Origin of the sequence: Amycolatopsis sp. NPDC052450, assembly GCF_044547565.1 — a bacterium.
In the GTDB taxonomy this organism is placed as follows: domain Bacteria; phylum Actinomycetota; class Actinomycetes; order Mycobacteriales; family Pseudonocardiaceae; genus Amycolatopsis.
The window spans coordinates 118,813-142,482 of sequence record NZ_JBIUAQ010000022.1 but is presented as its reverse complement, the minus strand read 5'-3'; the positions used below and the strand labels follow the sequence as shown (position 1 = coordinate 142,482).

At 68.4% G+C, this 23,670-nt stretch carries 27 protein-coding genes; 14 read left to right on the top strand and 13 right to left on the bottom strand.

The annotated features are described in order from the left end of the window. The first annotated feature begins 24 nt into the window (after positions 1 to 24). From ACIHAO_RS30050 to ACIHAO_RS30015, 8 genes are all read left to right on the top strand, one after another. Positions 25 to 588, top strand: a complete 564-nt coding sequence (locus ACIHAO_RS30050; RefSeq protein ID WP_396563420.1) for a TetR/AcrR family transcriptional regulator — start codon at positions 25 to 27, stop codon at positions 586 to 588. Next, the gene (locus ACIHAO_RS30045) at positions 585 to 2,123 is read left to right on the top strand and encodes an FAD-dependent oxidoreductase (protein WP_396563418.1); all 1,539 of its coding nucleotides are present in this window, start codon (positions 585 to 587) and stop codon (positions 2,121 to 2,123) included. The genes ACIHAO_RS30050 and ACIHAO_RS30045 overlap by 4 nt, the downstream gene beginning before the upstream one ends. Before the next feature lie 81 nt (positions 2,124 to 2,204). Continuing rightward, the gene (locus ACIHAO_RS30040) at positions 2,205 to 2,474 is read left to right on the top strand and encodes a helix-turn-helix transcriptional regulator (protein ID WP_126730549.1); all 270 of its coding nucleotides are present in this window, start codon (positions 2,205 to 2,207) and stop codon (positions 2,472 to 2,474) included. After that, on the top strand, positions 2,471 to 3,016 hold the full coding sequence (locus tag ACIHAO_RS30035) for a hypothetical protein (RefSeq protein WP_396563416.1): 546 nt from the start codon (positions 2,471 to 2,473) through the stop codon (positions 3,014 to 3,016). The genes ACIHAO_RS30040 and ACIHAO_RS30035 overlap by 4 nt, the downstream gene beginning before the upstream one ends. Further along, positions 3,013 to 3,468, top strand: a complete 456-nt coding sequence (locus ACIHAO_RS30030; RefSeq protein ID WP_396563414.1) for a hypothetical protein — start codon at positions 3,013 to 3,015, stop codon at positions 3,466 to 3,468. Before ACIHAO_RS30035 ends, ACIHAO_RS30030 begins: the two co-directional genes overlap by 4 nt. Further along, positions 3,465 to 3,695, top strand: a complete 231-nt coding sequence (locus tag ACIHAO_RS30025; protein WP_396563412.1) for a hypothetical protein — start codon at positions 3,465 to 3,467, stop codon at positions 3,693 to 3,695. The genes ACIHAO_RS30030 and ACIHAO_RS30025 overlap by 4 nt, the downstream gene beginning before the upstream one ends. Continuing rightward, a complete protein-coding gene (locus ACIHAO_RS30020; protein WP_396563410.1) occupies positions 3,692 to 4,618 on the top strand; it encodes an ABC transporter ATP-binding protein in 927 nt (308 codons plus the stop codon). Before ACIHAO_RS30025 ends, ACIHAO_RS30020 begins: the two co-directional genes overlap by 4 nt. Further along, positions 4,615 to 5,805: an ABC transporter permease gene (locus ACIHAO_RS30015; protein ID WP_396563408.1), complete on the top strand. Its 1,191-nt coding sequence runs from the start codon at positions 4,615 to 4,617 to the stop codon at positions 5,803 to 5,805. Before ACIHAO_RS30020 ends, ACIHAO_RS30015 begins: the two co-directional genes overlap by 4 nt. A 53-nt stretch (positions 5,806 to 5,858) precedes the next feature. Here ACIHAO_RS30015 and ACIHAO_RS30010 read toward each other — a convergent pair whose 3' ends face one another. The 4 genes from ACIHAO_RS30010 to ACIHAO_RS29995 all read right to left on the bottom strand — a co-directional run bounded on the left by ACIHAO_RS30010 (position 5,859) and on the right by ACIHAO_RS29995 (position 10,390). Beyond that, positions 5,859 to 7,208 carry a cryptochrome/photolyase family protein gene (locus tag ACIHAO_RS30010; RefSeq protein WP_396563406.1) on the bottom strand — a complete coding sequence of 450 codons (1,350 nt, stop codon included), beginning with the start codon at positions 7,206 to 7,208 and terminating at the stop codon, positions 5,859 to 5,861. A gap of 113 nt (positions 7,209 to 7,321) precedes the next feature. Next, positions 7,322 to 8,623 carry a citrate synthase gene (locus tag ACIHAO_RS30005; RefSeq protein ID WP_125684045.1) on the bottom strand — a complete coding sequence of 434 codons (1,302 nt, stop codon included), beginning with the start codon at positions 8,621 to 8,623 and terminating at the stop codon, positions 7,322 to 7,324. A gap of 192 nt (positions 8,624 to 8,815) precedes the next feature. After that, the gene (locus tag ACIHAO_RS30000; protein WP_396563404.1) at positions 8,816 to 9,757 is read right to left on the bottom strand and encodes a carbohydrate kinase; all 942 of its coding nucleotides are present in this window, start codon (positions 9,755 to 9,757) and stop codon (positions 8,816 to 8,818) included. Positions 9,758 to 9,805: 48 nt separating this feature from the next. Further along, on the bottom strand, positions 9,806 to 10,390 hold the full coding sequence (locus tag ACIHAO_RS29995) for a TetR/AcrR family transcriptional regulator (RefSeq protein ID WP_396563402.1): 585 nt from the start codon (positions 10,388 to 10,390) through the stop codon (positions 9,806 to 9,808). A 104-nt stretch (positions 10,391 to 10,494) separates the two neighbouring features. On the opposite strand from ACIHAO_RS29995, the gene ACIHAO_RS29990 reads away from it, so the two are divergent. Further along, on the top strand, positions 10,495 to 11,640 hold the full coding sequence (locus ACIHAO_RS29990; protein WP_396563400.1) for an acyl-CoA dehydrogenase family protein: 1,146 nt from the start codon (positions 10,495 to 10,497) through the stop codon (positions 11,638 to 11,640). A gap of 32 nt (positions 11,641 to 11,672) precedes the next feature. Beyond that, positions 11,673 to 12,269 (top strand): Uma2 family endonuclease, encoded by a 597-nt coding sequence (locus ACIHAO_RS29985; RefSeq protein WP_396563398.1) that lies wholly within the window; start codon positions 11,673 to 11,675, stop codon positions 12,267 to 12,269. Positions 12,270 to 12,273: 4 nt separating this feature from the next. Here ACIHAO_RS29985 and ACIHAO_RS29980 read toward each other — a convergent pair whose 3' ends face one another. From ACIHAO_RS29980 to ACIHAO_RS29965, 4 genes are all read right to left on the bottom strand, one after another. Further along, positions 12,274 to 12,855 (bottom strand): hypothetical protein, encoded by a 582-nt coding sequence (locus ACIHAO_RS29980; RefSeq protein ID WP_396563396.1) that lies wholly within the window; start codon positions 12,853 to 12,855, stop codon positions 12,274 to 12,276. A 68-nt stretch (positions 12,856 to 12,923) separates the two neighbouring features. Continuing rightward, positions 12,924 to 14,153 (bottom strand): amidohydrolase, encoded by a 1,230-nt coding sequence (locus ACIHAO_RS29975; protein WP_396563394.1) that lies wholly within the window; start codon positions 14,151 to 14,153, stop codon positions 12,924 to 12,926. 11 nt (positions 14,154 to 14,164) lie between these two features. After that, complete coding sequence (locus ACIHAO_RS29970) at positions 14,165 to 14,647, bottom strand: GNAT family N-acetyltransferase (protein WP_396563392.1); 483 nt, start codon at positions 14,645 to 14,647, stop codon at positions 14,165 to 14,167. A 1-nt stretch (position 14,648) separates the two neighbouring features. Continuing rightward, entirely contained in the window at positions 14,649 to 15,554 is a 906-nt protein-coding gene (locus tag ACIHAO_RS29965; RefSeq protein WP_396563390.1) for an aldose 1-epimerase family protein, read from the bottom strand. 73 nt (positions 15,555 to 15,627) lie between these two features. Here ACIHAO_RS29965 and ACIHAO_RS29960 point away from each other — a divergent pair, with 73 nt between their 5' ends. Next, the gene (locus ACIHAO_RS29960; protein ID WP_396563443.1) at positions 15,628 to 17,172 is read left to right on the top strand and encodes a fatty acyl-CoA synthetase; all 1,545 of its coding nucleotides are present in this window, start codon (positions 15,628 to 15,630) and stop codon (positions 17,170 to 17,172) included. A gap of 91 nt (positions 17,173 to 17,263) precedes the next feature. Here the strand turns inward: ACIHAO_RS29960 and ACIHAO_RS29955 are convergent, their stop codons facing one another. Then, positions 17,264 to 17,599: a hypothetical protein gene (locus ACIHAO_RS29955; protein ID WP_396563388.1), complete on the bottom strand. Its 336-nt coding sequence runs from the start codon at positions 17,597 to 17,599 to the stop codon at positions 17,264 to 17,266. Beyond that, positions 17,542 to 17,844 carry a helix-turn-helix domain-containing protein gene (locus ACIHAO_RS29950; RefSeq protein ID WP_396563386.1) on the bottom strand — a complete coding sequence of 101 codons (303 nt, stop codon included), beginning with the start codon at positions 17,842 to 17,844 and terminating at the stop codon, positions 17,542 to 17,544. Before ACIHAO_RS29950 ends, ACIHAO_RS29955 begins: the two co-directional genes overlap by 58 nt. A gap of 46 nt (positions 17,845 to 17,890) precedes the next feature. On the opposite strand from ACIHAO_RS29950, the gene ACIHAO_RS29945 reads away from it, so the two are divergent. Genes ACIHAO_RS29945 through ACIHAO_RS29935 form a run of 3 tightly spaced genes read left to right on the top strand, consistent with a single transcriptional unit; the run spans position 17,891 to position 20,111 of the window. Then, positions 17,891 to 18,454 (top strand): TetR/AcrR family transcriptional regulator, encoded by a 564-nt coding sequence (locus ACIHAO_RS29945; protein ID WP_396563384.1) that lies wholly within the window; start codon positions 17,891 to 17,893, stop codon positions 18,452 to 18,454. Then, the gene (locus ACIHAO_RS29940) at positions 18,454 to 19,284 is read left to right on the top strand and encodes an MBL fold metallo-hydrolase (RefSeq protein ID WP_396563382.1); all 831 of its coding nucleotides are present in this window, start codon (positions 18,454 to 18,456) and stop codon (positions 19,282 to 19,284) included. Before ACIHAO_RS29945 ends, ACIHAO_RS29940 begins: the two co-directional genes overlap by 1 nt. Next, positions 19,281 to 20,111, top strand: coding sequence for an MBL fold metallo-hydrolase (locus ACIHAO_RS29935; protein WP_396563380.1), 831 nt, complete (start codon positions 19,281 to 19,283; stop codon positions 20,109 to 20,111). The genes ACIHAO_RS29940 and ACIHAO_RS29935 overlap by 4 nt, the downstream gene beginning before the upstream one ends. Here the strand turns inward: ACIHAO_RS29935 and ACIHAO_RS29930 are convergent, their stop codons facing one another. The 3 genes from ACIHAO_RS29930 to ACIHAO_RS29920 form a co-directional block, all read right to left on the bottom strand. Continuing rightward, a complete protein-coding gene (locus ACIHAO_RS29930) occupies positions 20,112 to 21,497 on the bottom strand; it encodes an APC family permease (protein WP_396563378.1) in 1,386 nt (461 codons plus the stop codon). 95 nt (positions 21,498 to 21,592) lie between these two features. Next, complete coding sequence (locus ACIHAO_RS29925; protein ID WP_396563376.1) at positions 21,593 to 22,177, bottom strand: DUF3558 domain-containing protein; 585 nt, start codon at positions 22,175 to 22,177, stop codon at positions 21,593 to 21,595. A gap of 24 nt (positions 22,178 to 22,201) precedes the next feature. Next, positions 22,202 to 23,485 (bottom strand): MFS transporter, encoded by a 1,284-nt coding sequence (locus ACIHAO_RS29920; RefSeq protein ID WP_396563374.1) that lies wholly within the window; start codon positions 23,483 to 23,485, stop codon positions 22,202 to 22,204. Between the last annotated feature and the right edge of the window lie 185 nt (positions 23,486 to 23,670).

Here is a 23,670-nt window from a genome sequence, read left to right as displayed (position 1 = left end):
CGCTCCCGCCAGGCCTCGACACGCGTGTCCGACGACGTTCTGCTCGACGCCGCGAAGAAGTGCGTGCTCGCCGTCGGTGTGCGGCGGACCACGCTCGCCGAGATCGCGCGGACCGCGAAGGTCAGCCGGATGACCGTGTACCGCCGGTTCCCGGATGTCCGCAGCGTGCTCGCGACCCTCATGACCCGTGAGTTCGGCGGACTGCTGCAGGGCGCCGCCGAACCGGACGTCGAACCGGCCAACTTCCGCGAGAAGCTCGTGCAGAGCTCGTCGGCCGCCGTCGCCGTGCTGTCGGGCGACCCGCTGTTCCGCACCCTGCTGGACCTCGACCCCGAACTGGTGCTGCCCTACATCGTCGAGCGGCTCGGGAAGACCCAGCGCTTCGCCGAAGGCGTGATCCTGCACCTGCTGCGCTCCGGCCACGAAGACGGCTCGATCCGCAAGGGCGACCTGCCTTCGCAGGCTCGCACCCTGTTGCTGCTCATCCAGTCCTTCGCGTTCTCCTACCGTCCCGCCACGTCCGACGTCGACGAGAAGAAGCTGATGACGGAGTTCGCCCACATGCTCGACGCGGCGTTGCGACCGTGACGCCCGGCTCGCTCAACGCACTCCGGCGCGAACGGGAACTCACGGCGCTGGCCGGCGGCGAGCGGGTCGATCTGGTGGTGATCGGCGGCGGTGTCACCGGCGCCGGGATCGCGCTGGACGCGGCCGCGCGCGGACTCTCGGTGGCCCTCGTCGAGGCGTGCGACCTGGCGTACGGGACGTCGCGCTGGTCCAGCAAACTGGTCCACGGCGGGCTCCGCTACCTGGCCAAGGGCGATCTGGCGCTGGCGCACGAAAGCGCCGTCGAACGCGGGATACTGATGACCCGCACCGCCCCGCATCTCACCAGGGCGATCCCGCAGCTGTTCCCCCTGTACCGCAAGACCTCCCGCGGCCAGCAGGCGTTCATCATGACCGGCCTCGTCGCCGGTGACGGCCTCCGCCGCGCCGCCGGGACCCCGGCGTCGGTGCTGCCGCGGCCGAGGTCGATCCCGGCCGCGGAGGCGCTGGCGCTCGCGCCCGGCCTGACCCCGCAAGGTCTTCGCGGCGCCCTGCTGGCCTACGACGGCGCGCTGACCGACGACGCTCGTCTCGTGGTGAGCCTGGCGCGCACGGCGGCGGCACGCGGCGCGAAGATCCTGACGAAGGTCGAAGCGCTCCGGCTCGACGCGGAATCCGTACTGGCCCGGGACAGGCTCACCGGCCAGGAGATCGAGATCCACGCCCGTCAGGTGATCAACGCGACCGGCGTCTGGGCGGGCGAACTGGCGGAGGCGGTGCGGCTGCGGCCGTCCCGCGGCTCACACCTCATCCTGGCTTCGGGAGCGGCACGGATCGGCGCGACGTCGGTCAACGTGCCCGTCCCCGGCGAGAACAACCGGTTCGTCTTCCTGCTGCCGCAACCCGACGGCCGCGTGTTCGTCGGGGTCACCGACGAGCCGATCGACGGCGCCGTCCCGCGGGTGCCGTCCGTGCCGGAGTCCGATGTGGACTTCCTGCTCGAAGTGGCGTCGACGGCGTTCACCCGCCCGCTGACCCGCGCCGACGTCGCGGGCTCGTTCGCCGGGCTGCGGCCGCTGGTCGAAGGCGGCGGGCGCAGCGCGGACCTCTCGCGCAAACACGCGGTGGTGACCGGCGCGGACGGCGTGCTCACCGTCGTCGGCGGCAAGCTGACGACGTACCGGAAGATGGCCGAAGACGCTGTCGATGCCGCGTTGAAGCGTTCCGGGCTCCTCGCCGGGCCGTCGACCACCTCCCGGCTCCCGCTGCTCGGCGCGACGCCGCGCGACCGCCTGTCCACTGTGGACGCACCTGCCCGGCTGGTCGCGAAGTACGGCACCGAAGCACCGCGAGTCGCGGCGCTCGGCGAGGTCGATCCCGAACTGGGCCTGCCCCTGTTCGACGGCTCCGAGATCAGCGCGGCGGAGGTCGTGTGGGCAGTGCGGCACGAGGGCGCGCTCGACGTCGAGGACGTCCTGGAGCGCCGCACCCGGCTCGGCCTGGTCACCCCGGACGCCGAGGCCGCCCGCGTCCGCGTCCGGGAACTCGTCGGCAAGTCCCTCGCCGGCCTCTCCTGACCCCTCGCAATTAGTCACCTACTTGCGGTGAAGTGCGTCCGCAGTTTGACGTTTCGTTGGGTTTTTGCAACAGTATGTTCTATGAGCCCGGTCAGACGCGGCAAAGAGCTGCCGATCTACAACCGGCTTCCCGTGCTCCGGGCGGAGCGCGGACTGAGCAGGGCAGCCCTCGCGGCGGCGGTCGAGGTCAACCCGCAGACCATCGGCGCGCTCGAACGGGGCGACCACTACCCGAGCCTGGACCTGGCGTTCCGCATCTGCGCGGTGTTCGACCTCCCGGTCGAGGCCGTGTTCAGCCGCGAACCGTTCACGCCACTGTCCACTCAGGTCTACCGGGAGGGGGGAGCATGAGTGAGGAGCGGGGCCGTCTCGCGGCGTACTGGGAGCGCCAGCTGGAACGGCTGGACGAGATCGAACGCAAGCGAGCGCTGCGACTGCCGACCTGGCGCACGCGGAAACGGCGGCGGACGTTGAGTGTGCTCGTGCTGACGGGTGACCTGATCCTGATCGCCGGTGCCGCCATGTTCCATTCGCAGCCCTCGACGTTGTTCGTCGTGTGCTGGTTCGGTGGCTGCGTCATCGCCGGGGGCGCGCACTACCTGCTGCGGATCCTCACCGGCAAGATGAGCGGCGGGTTCTCGCTCCGGCTCGACGAACGCGAGCGGGAATGGCGCCACCGCGTCACCTTCGTCAGCTACCAGATCCTGGTCGTGCTGATGCTGATCGCGGTGTTCCACAGCCTGATCATCGCCGACACCGAGGACGGCGGCGTCCGCGGCGCGATGATGGCCTGCGCGCTGCTGGTCACCGGCACCACGCTGTCCGGCGTCATCCTCGGCTGGACGCTGCCGGACGACGATCCAGAAGACTTCGAAGAGGTGACTCCGGCATGACCACCACCCGGACACGATCGGACCGGCGTCGTCTCGCCGTCGCGGCCGTGATCGGTCATCTGGTCGTGATCGCCGGTGCCGCGCTGCTCCGCGAGCCCACGCTGTGGTTCGCCGTCGGCTTGATGGGGCCGGGGCCGTGTCTCTGCGTCGGCACCGCCGCGGTGCTGCGCAAGGCCGTCGGCAGACCCGGCTCCGTGGCGAAGGATCTCGACGAACGCGAACTGCTGCTGCGCAACCGCGCGCACTACGCTGCGTTCCAGGGGATCTGCGTGTTGATGCTGGTGGATCTCGCGTATGGGCTCTACGCGGCAGGGCAGCCGGATTCCGGTTCTCTGCTGTCTTCGATGACAGCGGCGTTGTTCGTCTTCGGGACGTCGCTCCCGGCACTTTGGCTCGCTTGGCGGCTGCCGGACGACGATCCTGAAGACTTCGAGGGGGTGGCTCCGGCATGACCGGGGACAGGAAGCGTTACAAGGTGTCCGTCGGCGTGGTCGCCGTCGTGCTGGTGGCGAGCGGGGTCCTCGCCGGCGCGGGCCGGGCGGTCCTGGTGTACCGGGCCACTTCGGTGATGAGCAACGTCAAGCTGGACGGGCTGATCCAGCGGAACCGCACGGTTTCCGGCGTCCATCGGGGATTCACGGCGCTGGTGCGGTATTTCGAAGAGGGGAAGTGGAAATGAGCGAGGGGAAACTGGAGATCGACCGGATCTCCAAGAAGTACGGCGCGAAGGTCGCGCTGGACGAGGTGAGCTTCGAGGTCCAGCCCGGTGAGCTGTTCGGGTTCGTCGGCAGCAACGGCGCGGGCAAGACCACCACGATGCGGATCGTCCTCGGGGTGCTGTCGGCCGACTCCGGGCAGGTGCGCCTCGGCGGCGCCCCGATCACCCACGAGACCCGCACGCATATCGGGTACATGCCGGAGGAACGCGGGCTGTACCCGAAGATGAAGGTGCTGGAGCAGCTGGTCTACCTCGCCGAACTGCACGGGATGTCGGCCAACGAAGCCCACCGCAGCGCCGAGAACTGGATCGCCAGGCTGGGGCTGACCGAACGGCGCAAGGACGAGGTCCAGAAGCTGAGCCTCGGCAACCAGCAGCGCGTGCAGCTCGCGGCCGCGCTGGTGCACGATCCGCGGGTGCTGGTGCTGGACGAGCCGTTCTCCGGGCTCGACCCGCTGGCCGTGGACGTGATGAGCGGGGTGCTGCGCGAGAAGGCCGCGACCGGGGTGCCCGTGGTGTTCTCCAGCCACCAGCTGGATCTGGTCGAGCGGCTGTGCGACCGGGTCGGGATCATCCGAAGTGGACGGATGGTCGCGTCCGGCACCGTCGGGGAGCTGACCGCCGGCGCGGGCAACGGGCTCGTCGTCACCGCGCCCGGCGCCGCGCCCGGCTGGGCTTCGGCCGTTCCCGGTGTGCGCTCGGTCGAGCAGAACGGCCCGACGGCGATCCTCGAACTCGAGGCAGGCGCCGACGACCAGGCCGTGCTCGCCGCGGCGCTGGCCACCGGCCCGGTCACCGAATTCACCAAACGCAGGCGTTCGCTGACCGACCTCTTCCGCGACGCCGTCGCGGAGAAGCCGGCGGCACAAGGAGTTTCCGCATGAACACCGTATCTTCGTGGCGCGCGGTCTGGCTCATCGCCAAACGTGAGCTGAACACCCGGCTGCGCACCCGGTCCTTCGTGATCGGCACCGCCGTGCTGCTGGTCATGCTGATGGGTTACGTCCTGCTGCAGTCCACGCTGATCAGCAACGAGGACAAGAGCAAGGTCGGGTTGTCCGGCCAGACCGCCGGAATCGCGCAGCAGCTCCAGACGGCGGGCGCGGCGATCGGCGAGAAGATCGAGACCGTCACCGTCACCGATCCGGCGCAGGGCCGGACGCAGGTCGAAAACGGTGATCTCGACGCGTTGCTGTCCGGCAACGCCACCGAGCTCAACGTGCTCGTCAAGTCCGAATTGGACACCAAGCTCCGTGCCCTGCTCAACGGCGTGTCCCAGCAGGAAGTGCTGAACGGCATCCTTTCCGAGGCCCAGCGGTCGCCGGAAGAAGTGATGCAAACGGTCCACCAGACCCAGGTCAAGGTCGACTCGATCAAACCGCCGGACCCCGAGAAGTCGCAGCGGATGGTGATCGGGCTGATCGTGGCGGTGCTGCTGTACATGAGCATCGTGACCTACGGGACGCTGGTCGCCCAGGGCGTGGTCGAAGAGAAGTCCAGCCGGGTCGTGGAGATCCTGCTGTCCACCGTCCGGCCGTGGCATCTGTTGCTGGGCAAGGTGATCGGGCTCGGCCTGGTCGGGCTGACCCAGCTGGTGATCATCGGCGGCGCCGGGTTGCTCGTCGCTTCGGCGACCAACGTGCTGACGCTGTCCGGGGTCGCGACGGGCGCACTGCTGTGGGGTGTGCTGTGGTACCTGCTCGGGTTCCTGCTGTACGCCACCGTCTACGGCGCGATGGGCTCGCTGGTGTCGCGGCAGGAGGACACGCAGTCGGTCATCGGGCCGGTCAACATCGTGCTGATCCTCGGTTTCATCGTCGGGTTCAACTTGCTGACGCAGGCGCCGGACGGCACGGGCACGAAGGTCCTTTCCCTGGTGCCGCTGCTTTCCCCGGTGCTGATGCCGGCGCGGATCGCGGCCGGGACCGTCGAGGGGTGGGAGATCGCGCTGTCGCTCGGCCTGACGGTGGCCGCCATCGCCCTGTTCACCTGGCTGGGCGCGCGGATCTACCAGAACAGCGTCCTGCGGGTCGGCAGCCGGATCAAGCTTTCGGAAGCCCTGCGCGGCTGACCTCAAGTCCGTGAAGGCCTCCTTGAGGGACTCTGGGTCCCTCAAGGAGGCCTTCACGGACCTTTGATGGCGCCGTAGCGCTCCAGGGCGACCTGACGTTCGTGAGCGTGGTCGACCATGGGCGGGGGGTAGCCGGGCGCGTCGGCGGGTTTGTGCACGGCTTTCCCTTGCAGAGAGCGGAGTTCGGGGACGTAGCGGCGGACGTAGTCGCCGGAGGGGTCGAACTTCTCCCCCTGCGTGGTCGGGTTGAAGACCCGGAAGTACGGCGCGGCGTCGGTGCCGCTGCCCGCCACCCACTGCCAGTTCAGCTGGTTCGACGCGAGATCGCCGTCGACCAGGTGCTTCATGAAATGCCGGGCGCCGAGCCACCACGGCAGATGCAGGTCCTTGACCAGGAAACTCGCCACGATCATCCGGACGCGGTTGTGCATCCAGCCCTCGGCGAGCAGCTGCCGCATCCCGGCGTCGACGATCGGGAAGCCGGTGCGTCCTTCGCACCACCGCCGGAAGGCGTCGTCGTCGCTCTCGTATTCCATGGCGTCGAAGCGGGAATCGTAGTTCTTCCGCGCGGTTTCGGGGCGGTGCCACAGAACGTCGGCGTGGAACTCGCGCCAGGCGAACTCGCCACGCAACGCCTTCGCGCCGGATCCCTCGTCCCCGGCGAGGTCGGCCAGCAAGGTGCGCGGGTGGACGCAACCCCAGCGCAGATACGGTGAAAGCCTTGTCGTACCGGGACGATCCGGCCGGTCGCGATCCTCGTCGTAGGTCTCGACGCCGTCGTCCAGGAACTCGTGCCAGCGCTCCAGCGCCGCCTTCTCGCCAGGCTCCGGCAGCTCCATCCCGTTGAGCGAAGGGGATTTCGGGAGCTTGACCGAACGCGGCGGCTCCACCCAGTCCACTATGGACTCTCCCGTGTCCGCGGGCCGCGGCCAGCCGTGGCGCGTCCACGCACGGTAGAACGGGGTGAACACGCGATAGGGGTCGCCGTCGGGTTTGGTGACGCGGCCGGGCGTGATCGCGTACGAGGAACCCGTCTCGACCCAGGCGATGTCGTGCTCCGCCAATGCCTTCTTGACCTCGTCGTCGCGACGGCGGCCGTACGGCCCGGTGTCCGCGCTGACGTGTACCGTCGCGGCGCCGATCTCGCGCGCGGCCTTGACGACCTCCTTGACGGGGTCGCCCTTGACGAGCATCAGCCGCCCGCCGAGCTGGTCGTCCAGTGCCTTCAGGCAGCCGTGCAGGAACGCGACGCGCGGGGCGCCGGACGGTGCGAGTAGCGCGTTGTCGAGGACGTACAGCGCGAGGACGTGCTTGCTGTGCTTCGAGGCCTCCAGCAGGGCGGCGTGGTCGCCGAGGCGAAGGTCTCGGCGGAACCACAGCACTACCGGGGCTTCTCTGGTCACTCCGGGAACCCTAAGCGCGCTGCCGTGACCCCGCACGCCCGGATGCAATGAAGGGGCCTTTCATAGCAAAATTTGCTATGAAAGGCCCCTTCATTGCGCTTGCGGGAGGGGGATCAGCGCTCCGCGATGGGCGCGTAGTCCCGCGACGCGTAGCCGGTGTAGATCTGCCGCGGGCGGCCGATCTTCGTGGCGGGGTCCTGGATCATCTCGCGCCAGTGCGCGATCCAGCCCGGCAGGCGGCCGAGCGCGAACAGCACGGTGAAGTACTTCGTCGGGAAGCCGAGCGCCCGGTAGATCAGGCCGGTGTAGAAGTCGACGTTCGGGTACAGCTTCCGCTCGATGAAGTAGTCGTCCGAGAGCGCGGTCTCTTCCAGCTTCTTCGCGATGTCGAGCAGCTGGTCGCCGCCCTTGAGCTTGGAGAGGATCTCGTCCGCGGTGTTCTTGATGATCTTCGCGCGCGGGTCGTAGTTCTTGTAGACCCGGTGCCCGAAGCCCATCAGGCGGACACCCTTTTCCTTGTTCTTCACGCGGGTGACGAAGTTCGCGACGTCGCCGCCCTCGGCCTGGATGCCCTCGAGCATGTCCAGCACCGCGCTGTTGGCGCCACCGTGCAGCGGGCCGAAGAGCGCGTTGATCCCGGCCGAGATCGAGGCGAACAGGTTCGCCTCGGAGGAGCCGACGAGGCGCACGGTCGAGGTCGAGCAGTTCTGCTCGTGGTCCGCGTGCAGGATGAACAGCAGGTCGAGCGCCTTGGCGACATCCGGGTCGACCTCGTAGGGCTCGGCGGGGAAGCCGAAGGTCATCCGCAGGAAGTTCTCGACCAGGCCGAGCGAGTTGTCCGGGTACAGCAGCGGCTGGCCGACGGACTTCTTGTACGCGTACGCGGCCAGGGTCGGGACCTTGGCCAGCAGGCGGATGGTGGACAGCTCCACGTTCGGTTCGTCGAACGGGTTGAGCGAGTCCTGGTAGAAGGTCGACAGCGCGGATACGGCGCTGGAGAGCACCGGCATCGGGTGCGCGTCGCGCGGGAAGCCGCTGAAGAAGGCCTTGAGGTCTTCGTGCAGCAGCGTGTGGCGCTGGATCTTCTCGGTGAACTCGGAAAGCTGCGTCTGCGTGGGCAGCTCGCCGTAGATGAGCAGGTACGAGACCTCGATGAAGGTCGACTTCTCGGCCAGCTGCTCGATCGGGTACCCGCGGTAGCGCAGGATGCCGGCGTCACCGTCGATGTAGGTGATGGCCGACGACGCGGCACCGGTGTTCACGAAACCCGGGTCGTGGGTGATGTACCCGGTCGTCGCCAGCAGCTTCCCCAGCTCGATCCCAGGCGCGCCCTCGACCGGGTGGATCACCTTGAACTCGTGCTCACCATTGGGCAGGCGCAGCGTCGCGGTCTCGCCCGTCGTCGCGTCGGACATGTAAGTCCCTCTCACGTTCAGCACGGGCCGGCGGCGCCTGTAGGTCCCACAGGTACGCCCTCTTTCACGCGCGTGACCCATGGCCTCGCTGCACACCGCCCCGCTGGGGTATGAATTCCCCTCCACGCTAGTCGAGAATGGGGTCAACGCGCAGCGGGTGAGTTGCTCACAACAGCCCCTTTGGGACCAGGTTCACACGGCGGATGCCATATCCCCGGCCGTCGGCGGTTCCGCCCCGCTCCGCGAGACGGTGATCGACGCCGCTTTCGCCGCGAAATCGAGCGCCGTACGCCAGCCGTCGGCGTCGAGTGTGGACACGTCACGCACCCCGTTCGAGTACAGCCACGCCAGCAGAGCGCCCTGCACGGTGTCACCGGCGCCGATCGTGTCGACGACGTCGACCCGGCGTGACGGGACCTGCGCGATTTCGCCCGCTCGTGTGATGACGGACAGCCCCTGCGCGCCGCGGGTGAGCACGACGGCATCGACTCCGCAAGAGGTCCAGACCTTTGCCGCGTCGACCGGATCGGCGCCTTCGGCGAGCCATTCCGTGTCGTCGTCGGAGATCTTGAGCAGGCGGATATGCGGCAGCCAGGACTGGAACCTCGCCCGGTACGCCGCCGGATCGGTGATCAGCGCCGCACGGATGTTCGGATCGAGGACGGTCAGCACACCGCGGGCGGATTCGCGGCGCAATACGGTTTCGTAGGTGCTCGCCCCCGGCTCCAGGACCATGCCGAGGGTGCCGAGCGAGAGCGCCGTCACATTCTCCGGCAGCGGGCCGGGGTCGCCGACGAGCCTGTCCGCGGTGCCCTCGGTGTAGAAGGTGTACTGGGCGGAACCCTTCTCGTCGAGCGCGACCACGGCGAGGGTCGTCGGCTCGTTTCCCCGTTGCAGCAAGGCGGTGTCGACACCGGAGGCGTGCAGCCGGTCCACCAGCGCGACGCCGAACCGGTCGTGCGAGACCCGCGACAAGAACCCCGTCGGGACGCCGAGCCGCCCGGCGGCGAGCGCGACGTTGTAGGGACCACCACCCATCCGGGGCAGCAACGCGCGCAACCCACCGTCCACAGTGGAATCCAACGGTGCACCGGGAACGAGGTCGACCAGCGCCTCTCCACCTACGACGATCACGGGCGCGATGCTAGCCGAGGCGGCGGCAAGACCACCAGAATTGTCATTTCAGGACATTTTGGGTTCAAGGCCGCCGAGAAGGACTTCCGACAAAGCGGTGAACGCCTCGGCGTCGGTCACCCCGGCGCGCTGGCCGATGACGCCGGTCTGGATTCCCTCGATGATCAGCCCCGCCATTTCCGCGATCAGCCGCGCGTGCACCTCACGGAAAACCCCGTCGATGACGCCCCGATCGATGAACGACCGGATCCGCTGGGCCGCGGCGCGGCTGTTGAGCTGATACGCGTCCCGCGCCGGCGCGAATTCGGCGATATCGGTCATGAAAGCGGCCGAAGCGCGATTCAGGTACTCGGAGATCCCGGCGAGGTACTCCCCGAGGACCTTGCGGGCGTCGTCGATCCCGTCGATCCGCTCTTCCAGCAGCTCGGCGGCGCCCTTGAAAAAGTGGGTGACGACCTTGACCGCGAGCTGCTCCTTGCTGGGCGCGAGCGCGTAGAGGGTCGACTTCGAGCAGTGGAGCCTCGCGGCGAGATCGTCCAGCGTGAACTGGGAGAACCCCTCGGCGAGGAAGAGCTCTTCAAGCTCCGAGAGCAGTGCTCTCTGGCGCGCGGTGGGCTGGCGGCGCGGGGTCATCGGATCACTATCCCTTACCCGGATCGCGGGTCCCCAGACAGTTCGTACTGTACTCTCAATGAGCCCACAGTACTGTTTTGAGTACAGTTCAGCTCGGAGGAGCCATGCCGGCGGACCGTCTTCTGCCCAGCACCGAGGCCAAGGACCTGATCGACCTGGCCAAGGAGATCGCGCGCGAGGAGCTCGCCCCGATCGCGAGCAAGTACGAAGAGACCGCGCACTTCCCGCGTGAGCAGTTCCGGCTGCTCGGACAGGCCGGGCTGCTCGGGCTGCCGTACGCGGAGCGATGGGGCGGCGGCGACCTGACGTACGAGGTCTACCTGCAGGTTCTCGAGGAGATCGCGACCGCGTGGATGTCGGTCGGCGTCGGGCTCTCCGTGCACACGATGTCGTGCTTCGCACTCGCGCACAACGGCACCGACGAGCAGCGCGACCGCTGGCTGCCCGCGATGCTGGAAGGCGACCTGCTGGGCGCGTACGCGCTTTCGGAGACCCACGCCGGCTCCGACGCGGCCGCCCTCTCGACCCGCGCGCGGCTCGACGGCGACCAGTACGTCGTGAACGGCACGAAGGCGTGGATCACCCACGCGGGTGAGGCCGACTTCTACACGACCATGGTGCGCACCAGCGACGACGGCGGACAAGGCATCACCTGCCTGCTCGTCGACGCGGCGACGCCCGGCCTCTCGGCGGCGCCACCCGAGCGGAAAATGGGGCTCACCGGCTCGACCACCGCGCAACTGATGTTCGAAGACGCCGCCGTCGACGCCGACCGCCGGATCGGCGAAGAGGGCCATGGCCTGAAGATCGCGCTGTCGTCGCTCAGCTCCGGACGGCTGGGCATCGCCGCTTGCGCCGTCGGGCTCGCGCAGGCCGCGCTCGACGAGGCCCTCGAATACGCGAAGGGGCGCACGCAGTTCGGGCGGCCGATCATCGAGTTCCAGGGCCTGGAGTTCCTGCTGGCCGACATGGCCGCGACCGTCGAGACCTCCCGCGCCATGTACCTCGACGCCGCCCGCCGCCGCGACCGCGGGCTGCCGTTCCAGCGGCAGGCGTCCATCGCGAAGCTCGTCGCGACCGACGGCGCGATGAAGGTGACCACCGACGCCGTCCAGGTCCTCGGCGGCGCCGGATACACGAAGGACTTCCCGGTGGAGCGGTACATGCGAGAGGCGAAGGTGCCGCAGATCTTCGAGGGCACGAACCAGATCCAGCGCATGGTGATCGCACGGGAACTCCGAAAAGCCTGACTCTCCGCGCTGATACGATCACCAGTGGTCACGTGGTGATCGTGAGACACTGTGGAAAGGTCGACTTCCTGGATCGCCTGCTGTCGGTCGCGGAGTACGCGGCGCTCGGTGAGCCCGATTCCGGAGTCACCGAGCTCGTGGAAGGCCGCCTTGTCACGTCGCCAAGTCCCGAGAGGCGACACAACAAGGCGCTCTACGCCTTGGCGAGGCAACTGGAATCCCAGCTGCCCGATCACCTCGAGTTCATCCAGGACATCGACGTGGACCTGGGACTGGTGCCACCTGGAGAGCCGGGTTTCGCCAGGCGACCGGATCTGATCATCGCGCTCCGTGCGGCAGGCGAGCGGATCGACGAAGAAGACACGATGTACCACGCGGACGACGTCGTCGTCGTGGTCGAGATCGTGTCACCGGGCTCGAAGCGCACCGACTACGTGACCAAACACGGTGAGTACGCCGACGCGGGGATCCCGCATTACTGGATCGTCGACCTCAGCGAGCCCGTCTCACTTGTCGCCTGCCACCAAGCAGGCGAACTCGGCTACCAGGACGCTCCGGCCATGACCGGCGAATTCGCCGCAGCCGAGCCGTTTCCGGTGAAACTGGAGCTCGATCGGCTGCTGTCATAGCAGCTCAATGCCCTGTCGGGCCGAACTGCTGCGGCGGTTGCTGCTGCTGCGGTGGTGGTGGTTGCTGCGGCCAGCCGCCCTGCGGCGGGTACGGCTGCTGATACTGCTGCGCGGCCTGCACCGGCGGGCCAGGCCGCTGCGGCGGCGGGTACTGCTGGACCGCCTGGTTCGCGTACGGCCGTGGGTTCCCTTGCTGCGGCGGGAATCCAGGCTGCGCCTGACCTTGCCACTGGGGCTGCGCTTGCCATTGCGGCTGCCCACCTTGCGGCGCCATCACTCCGGCCCGCGACGCACTCCGCCGCTTACGAATCAGCATGGTCGCGCCCAGCCCGGTCAGTGCGACCCCGACTCCGCCCACCCACAGACCATGGTTCTTGAAGGCCCTCTCACGGACCTCCGCACCGTGCTTCATCTGGTCGTAGGTCTCCGTACGGACGGTGCGGCCACCCTTGGTGGTCTCGCAGACGTCGCCGTACGACATGAGCCTGCCGTCGCATTTGATGGCGCTCGAGTCTTCGGTCGCCCACAACAGGCAGACGCCCAAGAAGCCGAAGCCGATTACCAGGACAAGAACCCAGCGCTTCATGTGTGACACACCCTCCCCAGTGTGTCACACATGAGAGCACAGGTAGGTCCGTCCTGGCAAGGCCGAAGTCAGCCTTCGCGGTACCGGCGTTCCTCGGTGACGCCGACCCCGGCGTCGGAGTCGAAGTGGTAGACCTCGCGCCCGCGCACGAACACCCGCATGGCGCGGTTCATCACGTCGAGCGGGTCACCCGACCAGAGGACCACGTCGGCGTCGAGGCCCGGCTTGAGCGCGCCGACCTGGTCGTCGAGGTCCAGCATCGCGGCCGGGTTGACGGTCAGCGCCTTCAGCGCGGTCTCCGGGTCGAGGCCGTCCTTCACCGACAGCGCCGCTTGGTACACCAGGAAGTTGATCGGCACGACCGGGTGGTCCGTGGTGATCGCGATCCGCACGCCCGCCCTGGCGAGGATGCCGGGCGCGCGCAGGGTGCGGTTGCGCAGCTCCACTTTGGACTTGGTGGTGAACAGCGGGCCGAGGATCACCGGTACGTCCCGCTCGGCGAGCAGGTCCGCGATCAGGTGGCCTTCGGTGCCGTGGTTGATCACCAGCTTGTAGCCGAACTCGTCGGCCAGCCGGATCGCGGTGACCATGTCGTCGGCGCGGTGGACGTGCTGGTCCCAGTACAGCTCGCCGTCGAGGACCTTCGCCAGCGTCTCCTTGGTCAGGTCGACGTCGAACGGCTTGCCCTCGCCGGCGGCGTGGTCGCGCTGGGCGGCGTAGTTGCGCGCGGCGGTGAACGCGTCGCGGATGGTCGACGCGACGCCGAGCCTGGTCGACGGCGTCTGCTTCTTGTCGCCGTAGACGCGCTTCGGGTTCTCGCCGAGCGCGCTCTTCACGCTGACACCCTCGGCGAAGATCATGTCCAGCACCGTCCGGCCCCAGGTCTTGACGCCGATCGTCTGGCCGCCGATGGGGTTCCCCGAGCCGGGCTTGATGACGACGCTGGTGACGCCGCCCGCGAGCGCGTCGTCGAAGCCGGGCTCATACGGGTCGATCCCGTCGATCGCCCGGAACCGCGCGCCGTTGGGATCGGTCATCTCGTTGGTGTCGTTGCCCGACCAGCCTTCGCCGTCCTCGTGGACGCCGAGGTGGGCGTGCGCGTCAATGAATCCTGGCAGCACCCAAGTGCCCGCGGCGTCGATCAGTTCGGCGTCGTCGGGGACGTCGACGTCGGCGTCCGTGCCGACCGCGGCGATCTTCCCGTTCTCGATGAGGACCGTGCCGCCGTCGATCGGATCACCGTCGACCGGGACGACGTAACCACCGACGATGGCCTTGACCTGTGCTTTGTTCGACATACTTTGACACGCTAACGAACTGGGCCGACGGTCCGCACGCGGGGCTTTTCGAAGTGGACCAGTTCGTAGTGCTTCTCGGGCGTCCGGTGCGTTTCGATGTAGCCGAGCTTCCGGTACATCCGCAGCGGACCGGCGCTCCGCTCGCCGGTGAACAGGCGGAACACGGTCACCGAAGGCGGCGCGGCCGCTTCGGCGGCGAGCAGCAACGAGCTGCCGAGCCCGTGTCCCTGCCTGTCCGGGGCCACGATGAGCCTGCCGACGAGTCCGGCCTCGCCGTCCACGACGATCCGGACACTCGCCACCAATCGCCCGGATTCCCTGACGCCCCAGGCGAAACACGCGGCATCGCCCAAGGTCTCCTTCGCCTGCTCGAACGTCTCGAGCAGCGGCGGGAGGTCGAGGTTCTCGTGCTCCCGCGCCTCCGGGACGTACGCCGCGCGTTGGAGCGTGAGCACCTCACCCGCGTCCGCGGGTCCCAGGCGGAGAAACGACATCTCAGCGCACCCTGATTCCCCAGCTCCCGGTCCACGAGGACGCGGGCTCCAGGTCGATCAGGTCGGTGCCGGTGTTGAGCGCGTCGGCGGGGCAGGTCATCGGCTCGATCGCCACCGCCCGGCCGCGGCCGACCAGGTCGTCCGGCGTGAACACCTGTGCCCAGCGGAAGTCCGGCCCGGCCCAGACCAGCAGCTCCCGCTCCCCGTGCGAGAGGACGTGGTGGTGGTTGCCGTCCTCGGCCACGCTCAGCCCACCGAACGCCGTGTCCAGGTCGACGCCTTCGAGCACCTTGCCGGACCGGAAGTCGTACTCGGTCCCCTCGACGTCCTGTTCGTCGGCGTACGGCATCTGCTCGTCGCCGAGGTACGGCCGGACCCGGCTCGCGGGCAGCGTCAGGGTCAGCTCGTCGGTGGGCACGTCGCCGATGCGGAAGTACGGGTGCGTACCGAGTCCGACGCCGATCGGGCTCTCGCCCTCGTTGCGGATCTCGTGCGTCACGACCAGTTCGCGCGGCGAGATCTCGTAGGTGATCGTCGCGCGCAGCGGCACCGGCCAGCCGTCCTGCGCCGGGACGTCGATGGCCAGGGTGATCGACGACTCCGCGTGCTCGAGGAGCTCCCACTCCTCGTGCCGGGTCAGGCCGTGGATCGCGTTGCCGCGTGCCTCCTCGGTGATCGCGAGCTGCTGCTTCTCCCCCTGGTGCACCCACTGGCCGCCCTTGGTGCGGTTCGGCCAGGGCAGCAGCACCTGCCCGGCACCCTTCGGCGGCTTCTCGTCCTCGGCGAACGCCTCGACGTACGGCACGCCGCCGACCTCGAACGCGCGCAACCCGGCACCGATCTCGGTGACGACGGCGCGCGCGTTGCCGCGGGTGATCTCGAACTGCTCTCCGGTGGGATTGGCCATGCGGACGAGGTTACCGGCGACCTTGTCCGAAGTAGTGTGGGAGCGCCACGCCCGGACGAAGGAGACCGCCGCGATGACCGTTCCCGGCTACCCCAGCACCGTCGGCCGCGTCCTGGAACGGAGCGCGCGACGCGTCCCGGACCGGGTGGCGCTCACGTTCGCCGATCGCGTGTGGACCTACGCGGAGCTCGACCGCGCGGCCGGCCGGGTCGCGGCGAAGCTGCTCGGACGCGGGCTCGTCCACGGCGACCGTGTCGCGGCCTTCGGCAAGAACTCCGACGCGTACCTGTTGCTGTACCTCGGTTGCGCGCGGGCCGGCCTGGTGCACGTGCCGGTGAACTTCAACGCGCGCGGCGAAGAACTCGAGTATCTGCTCACGCAGTCCGAGCCCGCCGTCGCCTTCGTCGACCCCGCGCTGGCCGAACACGTCAGCGTCGAACATGTGTCCACACTGGACGTCCTCGGCTGGGCACTGGACGAAACCGTTGCCCCGCATGAAGAATCCGGGGTCACCGACGATGACCTCGTCCAGCTGCTCTACACGTCCGGAACGACATCACGGCCGAAGGGCGCGATGCTCACTCACCGCGCGCTGGTGCACGAGTACTCGTCCTGCATCGCCGCGCTCGACCTGAGTGACCGCGACGTGCCACTGCACGCGCTGCCGCTGTACCACTCGGCGCAGATGCACGTCTTCCTGATGCCCGGCCTGGCCGTCGGCGCGACGAACCACCTCGTCGAGTCACCCGATCTCGGCGACATCCTCACGCGGATCCCGCGTCAGGGCGTCACTTCGCTGTTCTTCCCGCCGACCGTCTGGGTGGGGCTCGCGAATCACCCCGGTCTGGCGGACGCGGATCTGAGTTGCCTCACGAAGGCCTACTACGGCGCGTCGATCATGCCGGTCCCGGTACTGGAGGCACTGCGCTCACGGCTGCCGGAAGTCGGTTTCTACAACTGCTTCGGCCAGTCGGAGATCGGTCCACTCGCGACGGTTCTGCGACCCGAAGAACACGACGCGCGACCGGATTCCGTCGGCCGCCCGGTCCTCTTCGTCGAGACGCGGGTGGTGGACGCCGAGATGAACGACCTCCCGCCGGGCGAGCTCGGCGAAGTCGTGTATCGCTCTCCCCAGCTGTGCACCGGTTACTGGGGCAAGCCCGAGGAGTCGGTGGAGGCGTTCGTGGGCGGCTGGTTCCACTCCGGTGACCTGGTGCGCCAGGACGAGGAGGGCTACCTGTTCGTCGTCGACCGGATCAAGGACGTCGTCAACACCGGTGGCGTCCTCGTCGCGTCACGCGAGGTGGAGGACGCGCTGTACGCGCATCCCGCCGTCGCCGAAGTCGCCGTCGTCGGCCTGCCGCACGAACGCTGGATCGAGGCGATCGCCGCGGTGGTCGTCGCGAAGGAGCCCGTCGAAGAAGCGGAACTGATCGACTTCGCCAAGAAGTCGCTGGCGGCGCACAAGGTGCCGAAGTCGGTGCACTTCGTGGGCGAGTTGCCGAAGAACGCGTCCGGGAAGCTGCTCAAACGCGAGCTGCGGCAACAGTTCGGCGGCTCGGCGTCCGCGATCGGCCTCGTGAGTGGCGAGGACGGCTGTCAAGGCGGCCAGAGGTGACGTCGGGTGAGGGTGTGTGGAAATAGGGACGTTGAGTTTCCCTATTTCCACACACCCCCTTCTGGATCTGGCGGTCACAAAGACTGGTCACTTACACCTCGCTCGAACCTCTCAAGAGGACCGTCGAACGAGTGAGGAGTTGTTGTGCCGCAAGGACAGAACGCTCGTCTCCGGCGTCGAGCAGGTCCGCCGCGACAGCCGCCGGGATCGCAAGGCCGCCTGCTCCCGGCGGACGCAGGACGCCCGGCAGGGCGGGAACACGAATCACCGCGTTCGGTTCGGCGCTGTCCAGCCGCAGCCGGCGTGATCGCGCGAGTTCGTCGAACCGGGCGGTGTCCACATAGAACTCTTCGTCGGCGCCGCCTGCCATCAGATCGGCGCCGTAGTGACCAGCGGCGGCAGGACCACTGACGACGGCGACGTCCACGCCGGGTGATGGCCGCTCAGCGACCACAAGAATCCCCAGGCCATCCGGGCGGAGAGCGGCCTGCCGGCAGCGGGCTTCACCACACTCTTCCGATGTTCGACCGAGCGGGCGTCGACCAGCAGCTCACGGCCGATCCGGATGGCCTCCAGCCTGCCACCGTGCACGAGTTCACGGACGCGCTCTCGCGAGATCTCCAGAACCTGCGCCGCCCTGGCGACCGGGATCAACTGGGCCGAGTCGACCATCTGGCTTACTAGACCGGTCGTCATAGTTTGGGCTACAGTCGGCCGTATGGTCCGCCGCACCGACACCAGGCAGCGCATGCTCGACTCCGCCGCCGAGCTCTTCCACCAGCAGGGTTACCACGCCACCGGACTGAACCAGCTCGTCGCCGCCGTCGGCGCGCCCAAGGGGTCGCTGTACTTCCACTTCCCCGGCGGCAAGGAGCAGCTGGCCGCGGAGGCCATCCGCCAGTCCGCGGATCGCCTGTGCGATCAGTTGCGCACGATCGCCGCGAACGCGCCCGACATCGTCACCGGGATCGGGAACATCATCGACGCGTTGGCGACCTCGCTGGAGGAGTCGGATTTCCAGCGAGGTTGCCCGCTCGCGACGGTCGCGCTCGACGCGTCGGGTGACAGCGAGGTGATCCGCCAGGCCTGCGCCGACGGCTACACCTCCTGGCACACCGTCATCGCCGACGCGCTGGACACCGGCAAGGCGGACCAGCTGGCGACCGTCGTCCTCGCCGCCATCGAGGGCGGTTTGCTGCTGGCCAAGACCTTGCACGACACCGCGCCGCTGCGCGCCATCGCCCCTCATCTGGCCACCACACTCGAACGGGAGTTGTCCTGATGCGCGTCCACCACCTCAACTGCGGGACCCTGCGGCCGATCGGCGGCAAACTCGTCGACGGCAGGCCGGGGCTGTTCCGCCGCGCGGAACTGGTCTGCCACTGCCTTCTGCTGGAGACCGGCACCGGGCTGGTGCTCGTCGAAACCGGCGTCGGTACACCGACCGTCGGCAGGCCCGCCGAATGGCTCGGCGCCGGTTTCGTCCGGCTCGTGCACCCTGACAGCGACGACGACCTGAGCGCCACCACCCAGATCCGCAAGCTCGGCTTCGACCCGGCCGACGTGCGCGACATCGTGCTCACCCACCTCGACCTGGACCACGCGGGCGGGCTCGTCGACTTCCCCCAGGCGCGGGTCCATGTCCACGCGCGCGAACTCCAGGCACTGGAGAAGCCGATCGACCGCAAGGAGGCGAGCCGCTACCGGAAGGTCCAATTCGGCCACGGTCCGAAGTGGAAGTCGTACCGCGCCGACGGTGAGCCGTGGTTCGGATTCGACGCCGTCCGCGAGCTCGAAGGGGTCCCGGACGTCCTGATCATCCCTCTGGCGGGGCACACCCGCGGGCATGCCGGTGTCGCGGTCGACACCGGTGACGGCTGGCTCCTCAACGCCGGTGACGCCGTCTTCCACGGCGGCGAACTGGAGCGAAACCCTCATATCCCCTTCGCACTCGGCTTCTTCGAGTCGTACATGCAGACGGAGAAGACGGCACGACTGGACAACCAGCGCCGGCTGCGCGAACTTGTCAGTAACAACGGTGACGAAGTGACGGTCTTCGCCGCGCACGACGTCACCGCATTCGAACGGCTCAGCCAGAGGAGCAGGTTATGAAGGTGCACCACCTGAACTGCGGCACGATGCGCGCGCCGGGAGGCAAGCTGCTCGACGGCCAGCCCGGTCTGCTTCGCCGCTCGGAGCTGGTGGCGCACTGCCTGCTCATCGAGACCGGCGACGGTCTCGTGCTGGTGGACACCGGTTTCGGCCGCAAGGGCGTCGAGAATCCCGGCGCGTGGCTCGGCACGCCGTTCACGATGATGGTCGGTGCGAAGCCGGTCGAGACGGAGACGGCGGCCCACCACGTGGAGGCGCTCGGGCACAAGCTGGAGGACGTGCGGCACATCATCTGCACCCACCTCGACGTCGACCACGCGGGCGGGCTCGCGGACTTCCCCAACGCCGTCGTGCACGTCCGCACCGCGGAGCACGACGCGGCGAGGTCACCGTCCAGTAGGGAGAAGCTCCGCTTCCGCGCCAACCAGTTCGCCCACCGTCCTTTGTGGAGCCATTACGACGAGGCCGGGGACGAGTGGTTCGGCTTCCAGGCCGTCCGTGAGCTCAAGGGCCTGCCGCCGGAGATCCTGCTGGTGCCGCTCGCGGGACACACCAAGGGCCACACCGGGGTGGCGGTCGACACCGGCGACGGCTGGCTGCTGCACGCGGGCGACGCGTACTTCTTCCACGGTCAGCTGGATCCGGTGAAGCCGCACTGCCCGCCGGGGATGACCGCGTTCCAGAACATGGTGCAGACCCTGCGCAAACCGCGGCTGGAGAACGTCGAGCGGCTGCGGGAGCTGAGCCGGGAACACGCCGACGAGGTCACCGTGTTCTCGGCCCACAGCCCGATCGAGTACCAGTCGCTCAGCCGGGGACAGGAGTGATCAGCCGACCGGCGGCTCGACGGGCTGCCGGTCCTCTTCACTGTGCGTGGCCCGCATGACGAGCCAGTTGATCCCCCACAGCACGATGCCGACGCCGAGCAGGATCGCGGCGACCTTGTAGTCGCGCGCGGGCCGCCCGGACAGCGGAGTCACCAGGTAGAGGCAGAAGATCGCGGCCAGCACCGGGATGATCGTCGGCGCGCGGAAATGCTTGTGCGCCGACTTCTCCTTCCGCAGCACCAAGACCGCGACGTTGACGATGGCGAACACCGCCAGCAGCAGCAGCGCCGTCGTACCGCCGAGCACGCTGATGTCCACAAAGGACACCAGGGCGATCGCGATCAGGCTGGTGAACACGATCGCCACCCACGGGCTGCGGCGGAACGGGTGCACGGTGCCCAGCTGCTTCGGGATGATCCGCTGGTTCGCCATGCCGTAGAGCAGACGGCTGGCCATCAGCATGTTGATCAGCGCCGAGTTGATGACCGCGAAGAGACCGATCGCGGAGAAGACCTCACGCGGGAACCCTGGGGCCCCGACGTCGAGCACCTTCAGCAGCGCGCTGCTCTTGGCGGCTTCCAGCTCGTCGGCGGGCACCAGCAGCGAAGAGGTCACGGAGACCAGGATGTAGATGGTCGCGGCGATGACCATGCCCCACAGCATCGCCTTCGGGAAGATCCGGATCGGGTCCTTGCACTCCTCGGCCATGTTCACCGAGTCCTCGAAGCCGACCATCGCGAAGAACGCCAGCGACGTCGCCGAGGTGATCGCCACCAGCATCGTCTGGTTCTCGGTGTCGAACTCGACCAGCCGCGACGCGTCCCCGTTGCCGTTCAGCACCGCCCACACGCCGACCCCGATGATGATCAGCAGACCGCCGATCTCGATGCAGGTCAGCACCACGTTGGTCTTCACCGATTCGGAGACCCCGCGGAAGTTGATCAGCGCGAGCCCGATCACGAACAGGATCGCCACCAGCGGCATCGGCGCGGTGATGAACTCGGCGAGATAGGTGTCCCCGAAGGCCTTCGCCGCCGACGAAGCCGACGTGATCCCCGAGCACATCACCGCGAACGCCACCATGAAGGTGAGGAAGCGGAGCTTGAACGCCTTGTGCGTGTAGAGCGCGGCCCCCGCCGCCTGCGGGTACTTGCCGACCAGTTCGAGGTAGCTGAACGCGGTCATGATCGCGACCACGAACGCGATCAGGAACGGCAGCCACAGCGCGCCGCCCACGCGGCCGGCGACCTGTCCGGTGAGCGCGTAGACGCCCGTCCCGATGATGTCCCCCACCACGAAGAACAGCAGGAGCTTGGAACCCATGACCCGTTTGAGGCTCGGCTGACCGGCCGGACCGGTCTGTTCTGTTGTCGTCGTGTCCGCCATGCGGCAAGAGTGTGCCGTATCACGTCTGGTGCCGACAGTCCGGTTTGGTCAGTTCTTCGTCACGGGTTGACGAAGCACGCCTTGGGGTAATTCGCTCAGTTGGCGTCGACCGCGGTCTTCACGAGCGGGGTCATCATTTCCTGCGTCATCTTCGCCGGGCCGGTGTAGTTGACCAGCACGGGCACATCGCCGACGAGCTCGGCTGCCGCCAGCGTCGCGGTCTTGTTCTCGTCGACGTAGTAGAGACCGCCCTCGCCGACACCGGCGACGTCCTTCGACCCCGCCTTCGCCTTCTTCAGCGCGGCGACCATCTCGGCGGGCTTGAGCTTCTTGCCCTCGAAGCGGGTCACCGCGAGCGCGCCGATCTGCTTGCCCGCGGCCGAGTAGACACAGCTCTTGGCCTTGCCACCGTTGGCGGCGTTGTCCTGCACCGGGCCCGGCGCCGACGTCACGCCCTGAAGGGAGACCGCCTTGCCGACCGCCTCGGCGGGCAGCAGCGCGCACGGTTCCTTCGAACCGTTGCCGCCGGTGGGCGCGGCCGAAGAACTCGGCGCGGCGGAGGGAGCGGGAGCCTGGCTCGACGGCTTGGCCGCGTTGTCCGACTGCGCGTCCCCGGAAGAACAGGCGGAAAGGGTCGCGATGACAGCGGCGAACAGGATGATCGCCCGTGAAATACGCATGGGCCCGACGATAGACCGAATGGCTCAGTCCGCCGGGGCCCGGTACCGCCAGAACGACGGGATCAGCAGCGCCGCGCCGATGACCAGCACGATGACCAGCACCCCGCCGCCGGAGGCCGCGGCGGCGGTGCCGACTCCGGCGGCCGCCCAGCCGTGGGTGAGGTCGGCGATCCGCGGGCCGCCGGCGACGACGACGGTGAACACGCCCTGCAGCCGTCCGCGCATCTCGTCGGTGGTGGCGAGCTGCAGGATCGACATCCGGTAGATCGCGCTGACCATGTCGGCCGCGCCGGCGAGCGCCATGAAGAAGACCGCGAGCCACAGCGACTGCGCGAGGCCGAAGCCGACGATGGCGGCACCCCAGACGCAGACGGAGATGATCACGCCGACGCCTTGTTTGCGGATCCTGGTCAGCCAGCCGGAGAAGAGACCGATCAGCATCGCGCCCGCCGGGAGCGCGGCGTACAGCCAGCCCAGTGCCGGGCCGCCGCCGGGCGGATCGCCGAAGGTGCGCTCCGCCATCTCCGGGATCAGCGCGCGCGGCATGCCCGCGACCATCGCGATGATGTCGACGAGGAACGAGGCCAGCAGGATCTTCTGCTTCGCCAGGTACTTGAAGCCGTCGATGATGTCGCGGATCCCGGCCCGGCGCGCGATCTCGCCGAGCGGCGGGATCGGGGGCAGCTTCCAGACCGCGATGAGGGTCAAGGTCAGTGCGACGACGTCGATCAGGTAAAGCGTCGAAAGGCCGAGGATCGGGATCAGCGAACCGGCCAGCAGCGGGCCGAAAACCGCACCGAAGGTGGCCATCGTGCTGCTCAGCGCGGTCGCGGGCGCGATCAGTTTGTCCGGCACCAGCCGGGCGACGACGGCGCCGCGGGTCGGCATGTTGATCGCGAAGAACGCCTGGTTGACCGCGAGCAGGCCCAGTACGAGCCAGACGGAGCCGAGGTTGAGGAACGCCTGGAGCCACAGGACCGCCGAAGTGACGGTGACGCCGACGTTGGTGACGAGCAGGAGTTTGCGGCGGTCGACGGCGTCCGCGATGGCGCCGCCCCAGAGGCCGAAGACGAGCAGCGGGACCAGGGCGACCAGGCCGGTCAGGCCGACGTACGCCGACGAGCCGGTGAGGTCGAAGACCTGTTTGGGGACCGCGACGGCGGTGAGCTGGCTGCCGACGGCGGTGACCGCGGTGGACAGCCAGAGGCGGCGGAACGCGGGGATCTTGAGCGGCCTGGTGTCGACGACGATCGAGCCGAACAGCTTGCGGACACCTTTGCGCTGGTCAACCCCCACGTCGTCACTCACAACCGGATAGTTTAGCCGCGCTAACTAACCATTCGCGCGCGATTTACCTCACCCACCCACGCACGCACGAAGGCCGGGCTGCCGCCACGGGAAGGTGGGGGCGTGCCCCAAAAGGACCCCCCCCCGCGGCGCCCAAGTGTTTGGGGGACCCCCCCCCCCCAACACCCCCCCCGCACCCCAACCCC